Below are 12,754 nucleotides of genomic sequence, written 5' to 3'. Positions count from 1 at the left end.
TCGGTCGTCGGTCGCTTACTCTTCGTCGGCTTCGTCCGCGTCGTCGCCGTCGGCGGCTTCGAGCTGGTCCTGCGCGATGCCGACCTCCTGGCCCTCGTCGAAGCTGATGGTGTAGGTCGGCTCGCCGAACATGCTCTCGATGACCTGCGTGACCGTGCCGGTCTCGCCGTCGAACTCGCTGTGCTTGTCGTTCAGGACGACCTTGTCGTCTTTCTCGAAGCTCATACCCACAGGTTCCGCGTCACCGGATAAAAGGGCGATGATTGGACGCGAAGTCGCCGGCTCCGCCGCTCGCGACGACGCGTGTCGAAGCCGATTTGTGGAGCCGCGCCGAACCGTGCGGTATGCCGAGTCGCCCGCTCGCACATCGACCGCCGGCCGCGCGCCGATGACGGTCGACGACCTGTGGTTCCTCGCGGACGAGGCGCGACAGCGCGCCGAGCAGGCGTACCACCGCCTGCGCCGGAACCACGCCGACGCCGACTACCTCGAACCGGTTCACACCCGCCGCGTCTCCCGCCCGCGGTTCCGCACGCTCGCCTCCCGCGTGAAGTCCACGGGGACGCCCTACGGCGTCCACACCGTCGTCCGCCGCCGCGACGACGAGATACTGCTCGTCCGCCACGAGGGCGTCGACCTCTGGGTCCTCCCCGGCGGCGGCGTCGACAGCGACGACGAGGGCTTCACCGAGGCCGCCCGGCGCGAACTCGCTGAAGAGGCCGGTATCACCGCCGACTACGGCGGCCTCGCGATGGCCACCCGAATCGACATCCGCTGCGACGGCCACCAGACGTGGGGCGTGATGCCCGTCTACCGCGCCCGCGTCGACGGGGCCGCGGAACTCAGCGTGAACGACCCCGACGAAGAAATCTCGGCCGCGCGGTGGTTCCGCGTCTCGGAGCTCCCGGCGGACACCCGCGACCGCGACGACCTGCTGTCGTGGTACGACCACGTCGCCGGCGACTGACCGACCCGCCGGCTCAGTCGGTCGCTTCGCGCCGTTCTCGGGTGTCCGGTGTGTCCCCCGTGTCCTGCGCGCCCTCCGCGTCGCCGGCGTCGCCGGCTTCGTCCGCGTCGCTCTCCGCGTCGTCGACGTGTTGGCCCCAGAATCCGGGGTACTTCTCCACCCGGAGGTCGCCGAGGACGACCGTCTGGCACGCGAGTCGGAGACCCGAGTCGGGGTCGTGCGGGGGGAATCGGAGCCGGCGGCGCTCCTTTTTCGTCCGGTAGGTCACGGGACCGCGAACCCCGACGGCGCAGGTGCCGCAGGAGCCGCCGCCGCGGCAGTTGAACCACGACGAGTGGCCGTTGTGCGGCGATTCGCCGGCCGCGCGGAGCACGTCGCGGAGGACGTCCCCGCGGTCGCACTCGATTTCCCGGCCGCGGAAGTGGACGGTTGGCACGTGTTGGGTGACGCCACAGGAGGCTTAATCAGTGTCGTTTGTGAGACGACTGAAATCGCGGTCGTCGGCCGTGAGTCGCCGGAGTTCCGCGTTCCCGAATCGAACCACGAAAAGCGGCAACGCCCTCCGAAACCCCGCGATTCGCCTCGGAGAATCTAAGTTCGTCCGTCCCCGACCCCGACCATGCGCAACACACGACGCGCGTACCTCGCCGCCACGGCGGGTGCGTTGACGCTGGGCACCGCCGGGTGCCTCGGCGGCGGAAGCGGCGGGTCCGGAAACGACGCCGTCGCCGCCATCGGTTGTGAGGTCCCCGAACGCGACACGGTCAGTTCGCTCCCCACGCCCGTCATCGGGTCCGAGGACGCGAGCGTCGTCGTCGACGTCTGGGAGGACTTCGCCTGCCCTCACTGCGCGACGTTCGCGGTCGACGTCGCCCCGCAGCTCCGGTCCGAGTACGTCTCGGAGGGAATCGTCCGCTACCGCCACCACGACTTCCCGATTCCGGTGGACGAATGGTGGTCGTGGAAGGGGGCCTCGGCGGCCCGCGCCGTCCAGGACGAGGCCGACGACGAGACCTTCTTCGACTTCGCCCACACGCTCTACGAGAACCAATCGGAGTTCGGCGGCGGCGACGCCGAGGGGTCGCTGTCGACGCTCCAGTCGCTCGCCGACGACGCCGACCTCGACGGCTGTTCGGTCGCCGCGGCGGCCTCGCGCGAACGCTACCGCCCGCTCGTCGACGCCGAGCGGACCGAGGCCGTCGACGAGCGCGGCTTCCAGGGGACGCCGACGGTTCTCGTCGACGGCGAGCAGGTCGCGCCGCGATGGTCCGACCTCCAGCGCGCCGTCGAGAACGCCCGGTAATCGGACGCGAGTCGCGTGGTTCGACGTCCACACCACCTCTCGCGCGGGATTCGCGCACGACACCAGCGACGCTTTACGACGGGATTCACTAGCCACGAGTATGCACACGACGCGACCGTGCTCCCGACCCCGACGAGGTGACGCCCGGTGAGACGACGCGCCCTCCTCTCGCTGCTCGCGGGCGCGGGCGTCGCCAGCCTCGCGGGCTGTCTCGGCGACGGGTCCGCACCCGCCGAAGCGGGCGACGCCGCCGAGACGACGAGCGACGCCGCCGACCCCGCCTCCGCCACCGCGTCGTCGGGGTCCGGTTCCGGCGACCTCCCGCTCGTCGTCGACACCGTCGACGCGCAGGGGTCGTCGGCCGGCGGGGTTCGAATCCCCGCCGAGGGCGCGCCGACCGTCCTCGACCTCTTCGCGACGTGGTGTGCGCCCTGCGTCGCCCAGATGGAGTCGCTGCGGACGCTCCACGAGGAGTTCGGTGACGACGTGGCGTTCGTCTCGGTGACGAACGAGCGCCTCGGCGGCGGCCTCACGATGGACGACATCCGCGACTGGTGGGCCGAACACGACGGGAACTGGACGGTCGGCCACGACCCCGACAGTAGCCTGATGCGCGCGGTCCGCGCGAACGGCCTCCCGTATCTCGTCGTCTTCGACGCCGACGGCGAGGCGACGTGGACCCACCGCGGACTCGCCAGCGAGGAGAATCTCCGCGCGGCCGTCGAGGACGTCGCCTGATGCCCGGGTTCGGTCTCGGCCCCGCGCTGGGGTTCGATTCCGCCTTCGCCGGCACGCTCGCGTTCGCCGTCAGCGCCGGCGTCGCCACCTTCTTCGCGCCCTGCGCCTACCCGCTTCTCCCGGGCTACGTCGGCTACTACCTCTCCAGCGAGGAGGCCGACCTCGGCGGCGCGGTCGTCCGCGGGGCGGTCGCCTCGCTCGCCGCGCTGGTCGTCCTCGGCGCTATCGGGAGCGCGCTCGCGGTCGTCGGCGGCCGTATCGCTTCGCACCTCGCGCTCCTCGAACCGCTCGTCGGCGCGGCGCTCGTCGGCTTCGGCGTCCTCATGTTCACCGGGCGCGCGCCGAGCCTCCACGTCGTCCTCCCGGAGTACCGGTCGTCCGTGACCGGTTTCGCCGTCTTCGGCGGGGTGTACGGCCTCGCGGCGGCCGGCTGCGTCGTCCCGATTTTCCTCGGCGTCGTCACGCAATCGCTCGCGCTCCCGACCGCGCAGGCGGTCGTCTCGCTGGGGGCTTACGCCGCCGCCGCGGCGCTCCCGCTTTCGGTCGTCACCGTCGCGGCCGCGCTCGGCGGCGACCGAATCCGGTCGCTGTCTGGCTACGTTGGCTCGGTCCAGAAAGCCGCCGCGGTCGTGATGGTGCTGGCCGGCCTCTGGCAGATTTGGCTGGCGCTGTCGTTCTTGGGACACGTCTGAGGGCGCGGCCGACCGGACACGTAAGCGGAAGCGCTCGATTCAGTCGGCTAGTCCCGGCACCTCGCCGGTCGGCGTCGGCAACGCGCGGATCTCCCGCGGCGGCACGAGGAAGTTGCCGCGGCGCTTGACGAAGATGTACTCTAAAATCCCGTTGTTGACGCGCTGGCGGACGGTCGGCACGTCGGTCAGGTCGGTGCCGTTCATCGCCTCGCGGACCTCCTCGAACGCCGAGATACCGCGCTGGAGCGACGGGAAGTGCAGGCTCGCCACGCCGTCGTCGGCCGACTCGAAGTGTCTGCGGAGGAGTCTGACGTTGCCCTCCTCGTCGCGGTTGGCGCGGGCGGCCTTCTGGGCGTGGCCGACGTGGCCGAACTCGAAGGCGTCGTCGCGGAGGCGGTCGAGCATCGCGTCGATACCGCTGTCGTCGCCGAGGTTGTCGCCGACGCCGTCGACGAGATTCTGTTCGGCGTGCGCGGGCGAAAACAGCTTCATGACCCGGTGGTAGCGGTCTTCCTCGTCGTACCAGTCCGAGAGGCGCTGGCGGATGTTCGCCACGTGCTTCGTGGTCGCGCCCGCGAACGGCCCCTCGTCGATGGTGACGTACTCTTCTGTGGCCTGATTCCCTGCGAATCCCGCTTTGAACCCCATGAACAGCGGCGACGCCTCGGGGACGGGGTTCCCGTCGGGGATGCCGTTCAGGTCGGACTGGTGCTCGGCGGGGAGTCCGGCCCCGACGAAGCCCGTCCGCCGGGACGCGACCGAAAAGACGCCCGAGAGGTCGGCGTCGACGGCGACGCCGTTGGCCTCGTCCGCCTCGCCGAGGAGGGCTTGTTCGGCTTCGAGAACCGCGTCGGCGCGGTCGGACGCGAGGTGGACGAGCGCGTCCTGCCGGTCGAAGTCGGGCGTCTCGAACGGCGACAGCGCCCGCGGTTCGGGCAGGTCCACGCTGTCGGGAAGCGGGTCGTCGAAGCGGTCGAAGTACCGCGGCGAGTAGGCGACCGACCAGATGACGCCCTCGTGGCTCCGCTCGTAGGCGCGGTCGAGGACGCGGAAGGCGTTCTCGACGGTCGCGCGGGCGGCCTCGTCGGGCGGTCCCTCGCCGTCGAGGTCGAGATAGAGGAGCACCTGATGGCGGGGCATCTCGACGTTGCCGTGGTCGTCTCCCCGACAGAACTCGTTCCACGCGTGCTGCCGGCTCGGGAGCGCCTCGAACGCGTCGGTCCCCGCCGGAACGGGGTCGTCCGGTGCCCTGTCGAGGCAGGCGGAGAGCGCCGCCGCGCCGCCGGCGGCGACCGCGGCCTTCAGGAACTCCCGGCGGGACGGAGACCCGTCGAACATACGCCCGGCTAGGGACCTCGCGGGGAAGTCCGTTCTGGTGTGTGCGTCGAAGATTTCGCCTCCGGCGTGCGGGACGAGAACACGCGCGCTACCGTTCGAAACGCACACCAAACGGCATTTGAGTGCCGGGGCGCTAGCGAGGGTAATGAAACGACGAACGTATCTCCGCGCCGCCGGGGCGGGCGCGGCCGTCGGGCTTGCGGGCTGTCTCGGCGGGAGCGACGCCAACCCGAACGTGTCGCTGTCGAAGCCGGACCGCGAGAACGACGTGTCCAGCGAGGACCTCCCGTATCCGGCGTGGGGCCAGCAGGTCCCCGACGTGACGCTCACCGACCCCATCGCGGGGAGCGAGGTGTCGGTGCGCGACATCGACGTGCCGCACTTCCACACGTACTTTTTCACCAACTGCATGACCGTCTGTCCGGTGCTCATCAGCGCGCTCCGCGAGGTCCAGATTCACTCGGTCAGCGAGGGCTACGCCGACGAGGTGTCGTTCTACCCCATCACGTTCGACCCCGCCCGCGACGACGCCGACGCCTTCCGCGCGGAGGCCGACCAGATGAACGTCGACATGGACGCGGGCAACTGGCAGTTCCTCCGGCCCGCCGACGAGGCCGAGGCGAAGTCGGTCGTCGAAGACCAGTTCGGCGTCTTCTTCGAGAAAAACGAGCCGGACGACGAGGGCAACTACATGTTCACCCACCTCGGGCTCATCTCGCTGGTCAACGGCGACGGCTACGTCGAGCGGACCTACCGCGGTAACCAGCCGGACGAACAGTCGCTCATCGACGACCTCACCGCGCTCCGGGAGGCATGACGAGTCGGCGTCGGTTCCTCGCGGCGAGCGGAGCCGTCGCGGCCGCGGGTCTCTCCGGCTGTCTCGCCGAACTCGGTCGGCTCTACACGTCGAACGAGCCGCCGGTCGTCTCGAACCGCCCGGACGAGGTGTACGTCCCGACCCACACCGAGGGGATGCGCATGGTCGGGAGCGCGGACGCCGGCGACCTCCGCGTGGGCGTCTTTTACAGCTACCCCCACCGCTTTTGGGTGATGGCCGACGAGGGCGACGGCTTCGGCACGTCGAAGATGTCGGTCGAGGCCGGCGACGACGTGCATCTCATGGCGACCGTCTGGGACCCCGAGACGGGCGTCGTCGTCCCCGACACGGGCCTCTCTCTCGAAATCGCCCGCGACGGCGACCTCGTGAGCGAGGAGGTCGTCTACGCGATGCTCTCCCAGCGGATGGGCTTTCACTACGGCTCGAACTTCGGTCTCGACGGCGACGGCACCTACGAGGTGACGGTGGACGTGGGCGCGCCCTCGCTGCGCCTCTTCGGTGACCTCGTCGGCCGGTTCGGCTCCCCCGCGAGCGCGACGCTCGACTTCGAGTACAGCGCCGGCGACCGCGACGACATCCCGTACACGATGCTCGACGACCAGCAGGGCGACCCCGGCGCGGTCAGGCCGATGGAGATGGACGGGCTTCCGCTCGGCCGCGGCCCCGAGACGCTTCCGGGGACGGCGCTGGGGGGCGCGACGACTGGGAGCCTCCGACTCGTCGGTACCGCCCTCGACGCCGACCGCTTCGGCGACGACCCGTACCTCGCCGTCTTCCCGCTGACGCCCTACAACCGCCTTCTCGTCCCGCGGCTGGGCCTCACCGCGACCGTCGAATCCGGCGGGTCGACCCGCTTCGACGGCCGCCTCGAACCCGGCCTCGACGCCGACCTCGGCTTCCACTACGGCGCGTCGGTTCCGGGGCTCGCCGGCGACGACGCGACCGCGGACCTCGCGGTGGACGTGCCGCCGCAGGTCGCCCGCCACGAGGGGTACGAGACGGCCTTCCTCGAATTCGACCCCGTCCGCCTCGGGTAACGGCAATCGAATCGAACAAGGACAGGGCTATTTCCGTCCGGGCCGACCGACCGCGTATGGACTCGACGCGCCGCGAACGCGCGACACTCGCGCTCGCCGTCTGGGGCGTCCTCGTCTCGCAGGTGCTCCTCTATCCCGGCGTCTCCGACCTCGTGACCGCCCTCGGCGGCGGGCAAGGGGAGTACGACCTCTCGGCCGGGATGCTGTTTCTCGTCGCCGAGTTCGCCTCGTTCGTCGCCTTTTCGAGCGTCTGGGGCGCGCTCTCGGACGCGCTCGGCCGGCGGACGTGGCTCATCGTCGCGGGCGCGCTCGGCGGCGCGGCCAGCTACGTCGCGCTCCTCGCGCTCGCCACGCTCCCGTGGCTCGACGCCACGTTCGGCGCGGTCCTCATCGTCCGCCTCCTCGGCGGCGCGATGACCATCGGCGCGTTCTCGCTGTCGATTACGATGCTCGCGGACCTCTCGGGGGGCAACGGCCGGAACATGGGCGCGGCGGGCATCGCCATCGGCCTCGGCGCGGCGCTCGGCTCGGTCGTCGGCGGCCAACTCACGACCATCGACCCCCTCGCGCCGCTGTACGCGTCGGCCGCGTCGCTCACCGCCGTCGCGCTGCTCGTCACGACCGTCACCGACAGGACGCCCGATTCGACCCGCGTCGGCGTCGGCGTCGTCCTCAAGAAACTGGCCGCGCGCCCGGCGTTCGCGGTCCCGTACGCCTTCGGCTTCATCGACCGCATGACCGCCGGCTTCTTCGCCCTCGTCGGGGTGTACTACTTCCGCGAGGCGTTCGGCGTGAACGCCGCCGTCGCCGGCGGGGTGCTCGCGCTCTTTTTCGTCCCCTTCGCGCTCTTGCAGTACCCCCTCGGCTCGCTGTCCGACCGCGTCGGCCGGTTCGTCCCCGTCGTCGCGGGGTCGATGCTCTACGGCGTGTCAATCGTCGCCGTCGGCGTCGCCCCGGTCTTCGAACTCGCGGCCGCTCTCATGGTCGTCGTCGGCGTCTTCGGCGCGCTCGTCGCGCCCGCGACGATGGCGCTCGTGACCGACCTCGCCGAGTCGGGCGAGCGCGGGGCGGCCCTCGGCGGCTTCAACGTCTTCGGCAGCCTCGGCTTCCTCGCCGGCTTCCTCATCGGGGGCGTCGTCGCCGACGTGGTCGGCTACCTCCCGTCGTTTCTCGTCGTCGGCTTCGCAGAGGTCGCTATCGCCGTCGTCGCGCTCCGGGCGGTGAAGCGACTCGACGGCATCGGCGCGGCTCAGACGCCGTCGAGCGCCGACTGAAGTTCGGCGTTCACGACGAGCCACATCCCGCGGAGACAGACGACGACGGCGAGGCCGACGCCCGCGAGGACGAACGCCAGGAACAGCCCGACGAAGACGCCGCCGCCCCGCGGGTCGGGGACGGTCGGCGCGAACTCACCGAGTTGGACCGCGAAGGCGACGATACCGGCGACGAGGAACGCGAGCATCAGTTCGAGCAGCCGCCAGAACGTCTCGATTCGCAGGCCGCCGCGGCCGGTGAGCAGGAGGGCGATTCGCCGCGACGCGGCCACAAGCGAGACGGCCGTGAGAAGGAGCGTGGCGGCCGCCGCGAGCGTGAACCCGACGTGGGCGAGCGGGAGCGTCGGCGCGAGCGACGAGACGAGCGTCAGCGCGACGCCGAGGAGGACGCCGGCCGCGAGCAGCGACTCGACGCCGAGAATCGCCGTCTCCGGCTCGTCGCGGGCGAGTCGTGCGAGGGTCCCGTACACGGTCGTCCCTCACTGCGGGCGCTGAAGGCTGTTTCCCTTGGGCTTAGTCGTGGCCGGAGACGCGGACCGGCTGGTAGGGCTCTTCGAGGTAGTCGATGTCGGAGTCCGAGAGCGTGATGTCGAGGGCCTCCACCGCGTCTTCGAGATGTTCGATACTGCTCGTGCCGACGATGGGCGCGTCAACCCAGTCCTTGTGGAGCACCCACGAGAGGGCCAGTTGCGCCATCTTGACGCCCTTCTCGTCGGCGAGTTCCTCGACGCGCTCGTTCACCTCGCGGCCGCCGCCCTCGAAGTACGGGTGGCCCTTGGCGTGTTCGTCGGTCCGGCCGCGGGTCGTCGCCTCGAACTCCTCGTGGGGGCGGGTGAGGTAGCCGCGGGCGAGCGGCGACCACGGCATGACGCCGACGCCCTGCTTCTCGCAGAGGGGGAGCATCTCGCGTTCCTCCTCGCGGTACAGCAGGTTGTAGTGATTCTGCATCGTGGCGAAGCGGTCCAGTCCGAGCGAGTCGGCGGTGTACTGCGCCTCCGCGAACTGGTGGGCCCACATCGACGACGCGCCGACGTAGCGCGTCTTGCCGCGCCGAACCGCGTCGTCGAGCGCGCGCATCGTCGTCTCGATGGGGGTGTCGTAATCGTAGCGGTGAATCTGGAGCAGGTCGAGCGCGTCCATCCCGAGGCGGTCGAGCGAGTTGTCGAGCTCCTGTTCGATGGCCTTCCGCGAGAGACCGCCGGAGTTCGGGTCGTCGTCGTCCATCTGGAAGTACACCTTCGAGGCGACGACCGCCTCGTCGCGGCGGCCCTCCAGCGCCTTCCCGAGGACGCGCTCGGACTCGCCGTTCGAGTACATGTTGGCGGTGTCGAAGAAGTTGATACCGAGTTCGATGGCGCGGTCGACCAGTTCGAGCCCCGCCTCCTCGTCTAACACCCACTCGCGCCACTCCGGCGTGCCGAAGCTCATACAGCCGAGACAGATGCGGGAGACCTCCATGCCGGTGTCTCCGAGCGTCGTGTACTCCATGTGCGGACATCCCCGCGAGTCGGCAAAAAGATGGACCAAGCGGTAGCCGTGGCGGGGGACCGGCCGACCGTCCGGGCAGGGCCCGCGCAACTACCCGGCCGGTCCTCGGGCCGAGACAGTCATCAGAAAACGGCGTTTCCCGGGGTTTGAAACCGTCTCTCTCGGTTTATGCTCTCCGGAGTCGTATCAGTAACCCGAGGCGTAGCCTCGGTGATTCCGATGTTCACAACGAAACAACTGGTCGCGCTCCTCGTGAGCCTCCTCGTGGTGGGGTCGCTCGCGGGCGTCGCGGCCGCACAACAGGGACCGTCCGCCGGCGGGGCCGTCGTCGTCGACGAGGGCGAGACCGTCGACGGCGACCTCGACGCGGTCGGCGGCACGGTCGTCGTCGCCGGGACGGTAACCGGCGACGTGTCCGCGACGGCAGGGACCGTCCTCCTGACTGAGACCGGAACCGTCGACGGGAACCTCGACGCGGTCGCGGGCTCCGCGACCCTCGAAGGCACCGTCGGCGGCGACGTGAGCCTCGCGGGCGGCGCGGTGTTCGTCCGTGACACCGCCGACATCGGCGGGTCGGTAGACGCCGCCGGCGGCACCGTCCGACTCGACGGCGCGGTCGACGGGAACGTCCGCGTCGGTGCGGAAGAACTCACTGTCGGCCCGACCGCTCGGGTCGGCGGCTCGCTCGAATACGACGCGGCGACCGCGACCGTCGACGCCGCGGCCGTCGTCGACGGCGGCGTGCGGCAGGTGGACGACCTCGCGGTCGCCGCGCCCGTCGTCGCCGGGACGCCGTTCCAGTTCGGCCAGTTCGAAGGCCCGGTCATCCCCGGCTGGGTGGTCTCGGGCTACTGGCTCCTCGCCAACTTCGTCGTCGGCGCGATTATCGTCCTCGTCGCCCCCGGCTTCGCCCGCCGCGTGACGGGCCTCGGGACCAAGAAGGCCGTGCGGAGCGGCGGCGTCGGCCTCCTCGCCATCGTCGCGATACCCATCGTCCTGCTGCTCCTGCTCCTGACCATCGTGGGCATCCCGCTCTCGCTGGCCGGCGGGGTCGGCTTCCTGCTCGTCCTCTGGGTCGCGGGCGTCTACGGCGCGCTCGTCCTCGGGACGTGGCTCCTGTCGCTCGCGGACTACGACAACCGCTGGGTCGCGCTGTTCGCCGGCCTGTTCGTGCTGGCCGTCCTCGACTTCGTCCCGCTCGGGGGCGTTCTCGAATTCGTCGTCCTGCTCGTCGGGCTCGGCGCGTTCGCGCTGGCGCTCCGCGGGGAGTCCGCCGACGACGGCGACGAGAGCGTGAGCGCGCCCGACGAAGGCCCGCGAGAGGGCTCGCCGATGGCCTGACTGCGCGCCTCTCACGCGGGAACCGGACGAACAATTATTATGGTCTGTTCTGTCTGTCGAGCCATGGCAGTCGACTACGCGGCCGAGTCGGAATCGTTCGAGTGGGACATCCCCGAGCACTACAACATCCCCGCAGTCATCGAGTCGCACGCCGACGCCTTCGGCGACCGCGTCGCCCTCCGGTTCCGCGACGCCGACGGCGGCCGCGAGGAGCGGACTTACGGCGACCTCCGCGACGACATGAACCGCTTCGCCAACGCGCTCGAATCCATGGGCGTCGGGAAGGGCGGCCGGCTCATCCACCTCCTCCCCCGCGACCCCGACGTGTTCGCCGTCCAACTCGGCGCGCTCAAGCGCGGCGCGCTACTCGTGCCCAGTTCGTCGATGCTCAAGCCCAAGGACATCGCGTTCCGCGCGAACGACTGTAAGGCGACGACGGCCGTCGTCCACGAGTCGCTCGTCGAGATGGTCGACGAGGTGCGCGACGAGACGCCGCTTTCGAACTTCGTCGTCCTCGGCGGCGACGCCGACGGCTGGACCTCGTTTTCGGACCTCGTCGCCGACGCATCCACCGAACACGACGGCCCCGCCCTCCGGGCCGATGACCCGATGTCCATCAACTACACGTCGGGGACGACCGGCCAGCCCAAGCCGGTCCGCCACCGCCACCGCTGGATGCGGTGTTTCGAACTCGTCAACGCCCCCTACTGGTGGGGCGTCACGGCCGACGACGACCTCTCCGACGAACTGCTCTGGGCGACGACCGGCACCGGCTGGGCCAAGTGGTTCTGGAGCCCCGTCGGCGTCGGTCTGACGACCGGCGCGACCCAGTTCGTCTACCGCGGCGACTTCGAACCGGACGCGTTCCTCGACATCATGGAAGAAGAAGGCGTCACCCGCCTCTGCGCCGTCCCGACCCAGTACCGGATGTTCGCCCAGCGCGACCTCGGCTCGTACGACCTGCGGCTGAAAGAGGCGCTGTCGGCGGGCGAACCGCTCAACCGCGAGCCGATAGAGGCGTTCCGCGAGGCGTTCGGCGTCACCCCGCGGGACGGCTACGGCCAGACCGAGACGGTCGCGCTCCTGACGAACTACCCCGGCATCGACGTGAAACCCGGCAGCATGGGCAAGCCGACGCCCGGCCTCGGCACGACCATCATCGACGAAAACGAGGAGGAAGTCGGCGTCGACGAAATCGGTGAAATCGCCGTCCCGGTCGGCTGCCCCGGCATCTTCGACGGCTACTACGAGAAGCCGAACCTCGACGAGAAGACGTTCTCCGGCGACTACTACCGCACCGGCGACCTCGCCTCCCGCGACGAGGACGGCTACTTCTTCTTCGAGGGCCGCGCCGACGACATCATCATCTCGGCGGGCTACCGCATCGGCCCCTTCGAGGTCGAAGACGCGCTCGTCTCCCACGAGGCGGTCGCGGAGGCCGCCGCGGTCGCCAGCCCCCACGAGGAACGCGGCAGCATCGTCAAGGCGTACGTCGTCCTCACCGACGGCTACGAGGGCTCTGACGACCTCGTGGACGAACTCCAGTCGTTCATGAAAGCGCAGACGGCCCCGTACAAGTACCCGCGCGAAATCGAGTTCGTCGCGGAGCTACCGAAGACCTCCTCGGGGAAGATTCGCCGCATCGAACTGCGGTCCCGAGAGCAGGACTGAGTCGGCGCGCTCCGGGAGTCCATTTCCCCTTTGGCACCTTTCTTTAGGCGTCGTCGCTTGGTGACGC

General features: G+C 70.2%; 14 protein-coding genes. 9 read left to right on the top strand and 5 right to left on the bottom strand.

Annotated features, from left to right (window positions below; all coding sequences use genetic code 11):
- Window positions 1–15: 15 nt before the first annotated feature.
- Entirely contained in the window at window positions 16–225 is a 210-nt protein-coding gene (locus DVK03_RS06280) for a hypothetical protein (RefSeq protein ID WP_004043693.1), read from the bottom strand.
- A gap of 163 nt (window positions 226–388) precedes the next feature.
- On the opposite strand from DVK03_RS06280, the gene DVK03_RS06275 reads away from it, so the two are divergent.
- On the top strand, window positions 389–967 hold the full coding sequence (locus DVK03_RS06275) for an NUDIX hydrolase (protein ID WP_004063685.1): 579 nt from the start codon (window positions 389–391) through the stop codon (window positions 965–967).
- 13 nt (window positions 968–980) lie between these two features.
- On the opposite strand, the gene DVK03_RS06270 is transcribed toward DVK03_RS06275, so the two are convergent.
- On the bottom strand, window positions 981–1,403 hold the full coding sequence (locus tag DVK03_RS06270) for a 2Fe-2S iron-sulfur cluster-binding protein (protein WP_115802475.1): 423 nt from the start codon (window positions 1,401–1,403) through the stop codon (window positions 981–983).
- A gap of 183 nt (window positions 1,404–1,586) precedes the next feature.
- On the opposite strand from DVK03_RS06270, the gene DVK03_RS06265 reads away from it, so the two are divergent.
- The 3 genes from DVK03_RS06265 to DVK03_RS06255 all read left to right on the top strand — a co-directional run bounded on the left by DVK03_RS06265 (window position 1,587) and on the right by DVK03_RS06255 (window position 3,700).
- A complete protein-coding gene (locus DVK03_RS06265) occupies window positions 1,587–2,270 on the top strand; it encodes a DsbA family protein (protein WP_115802474.1) in 684 nt (227 codons plus the stop codon).
- A 147-nt stretch (window positions 2,271–2,417) separates the two neighbouring features.
- Window positions 2,418–3,008, top strand: a complete 591-nt coding sequence (locus DVK03_RS06260) for a TlpA disulfide reductase family protein (protein ID WP_115802473.1) — start codon at window positions 2,418–2,420, stop codon at window positions 3,006–3,008.
- Window positions 3,008–3,700 carry a cytochrome c biogenesis CcdA family protein gene (locus DVK03_RS06255; protein ID WP_004063692.1) on the top strand — a complete coding sequence of 231 codons (693 nt, stop codon included), beginning with the start codon at window positions 3,008–3,010 and terminating at the stop codon, window positions 3,698–3,700. The genes DVK03_RS06260 and DVK03_RS06255 overlap by 1 nt, the downstream gene beginning before the upstream one ends.
- Before the next feature lie 39 nt (window positions 3,701–3,739).
- Here the strand turns inward: DVK03_RS06255 and DVK03_RS06250 are convergent, their stop codons facing one another.
- A complete protein-coding gene (locus tag DVK03_RS06250) occupies window positions 3,740–5,038 on the bottom strand; it encodes a twin-arginine translocation signal domain-containing protein (protein WP_115802472.1) in 1,299 nt (432 codons plus the stop codon).
- Window positions 5,039–5,183: 145 nt separating this feature from the next.
- Here DVK03_RS06250 and DVK03_RS06245 point away from each other — a divergent pair, with 145 nt between their 5' ends.
- Genes DVK03_RS06245 through DVK03_RS06235 form a run of 3 tightly spaced genes read left to right on the top strand, consistent with a single transcriptional unit; the run spans window position 5,184 to window position 8,187 of the window.
- Window positions 5,184–5,855 (top strand): SCO family protein, encoded by a 672-nt coding sequence (locus tag DVK03_RS06245; RefSeq protein WP_115802471.1) that lies wholly within the window; start codon window positions 5,184–5,186, stop codon window positions 5,853–5,855.
- Window positions 5,852–6,913 carry an iron transporter gene (locus DVK03_RS06240; RefSeq protein WP_115802470.1) on the top strand — a complete coding sequence of 354 codons (1,062 nt, stop codon included), beginning with the start codon at window positions 5,852–5,854 and terminating at the stop codon, window positions 6,911–6,913. Before DVK03_RS06245 ends, DVK03_RS06240 begins: the two co-directional genes overlap by 4 nt.
- Window positions 6,914–6,969: 56 nt before the next feature.
- Window positions 6,970–8,187, top strand: a complete 1,218-nt coding sequence (locus DVK03_RS06235; RefSeq protein ID WP_004063698.1) for an MFS transporter — start codon at window positions 6,970–6,972, stop codon at window positions 8,185–8,187.
- On the opposite strand, the gene DVK03_RS06230 is transcribed toward DVK03_RS06235, so the two are convergent.
- Entirely contained in the window at window positions 8,163–8,657 is a 495-nt protein-coding gene (locus tag DVK03_RS06230; protein ID WP_004063699.1) for a hypothetical protein, read from the bottom strand. The two genes, DVK03_RS06235 and DVK03_RS06230, sit on opposite strands and share 25 nt — an antisense overlap.
- Before the next feature lie 43 nt (window positions 8,658–8,700).
- Window positions 8,701–9,675 carry an aldo/keto reductase gene (locus DVK03_RS06225; RefSeq protein WP_008610958.1) on the bottom strand — a complete coding sequence of 325 codons (975 nt, stop codon included), beginning with the start codon at window positions 9,673–9,675 and terminating at the stop codon, window positions 8,701–8,703.
- 219 nt (window positions 9,676–9,894) lie between these two features.
- Between DVK03_RS06225 and DVK03_RS06220 the strand changes: the two genes are divergently transcribed.
- Window positions 9,895–11,016: a polymer-forming cytoskeletal protein gene (locus DVK03_RS06220; protein ID WP_115802469.1), complete on the top strand. Its 1,122-nt coding sequence runs from the start codon at window positions 9,895–9,897 to the stop codon at window positions 11,014–11,016.
- Between the two features lie 63 nt (window positions 11,017–11,079).
- Window positions 11,080–12,687, top strand: a complete 1,608-nt coding sequence (locus DVK03_RS06215; protein ID WP_115802468.1) for an acyl-CoA synthetase — start codon at window positions 11,080–11,082, stop codon at window positions 12,685–12,687.
- The last annotated feature ends 67 nt before the right edge of the window (window positions 12,688–12,754 follow it).

It is taken from the genome of Haloferax sp. Atlit-109R (genome assembly GCF_003665865.1).
Taxonomy (GTDB): Archaea; Halobacteriota; Halobacteria; order Halobacteriales; family Haloferacaceae; genus Haloferax; species Haloferax volcanii.
Note: the sequence above shows the minus strand (reverse complement) of the source record. Positions and strands in the feature narration are given on the sequence as shown.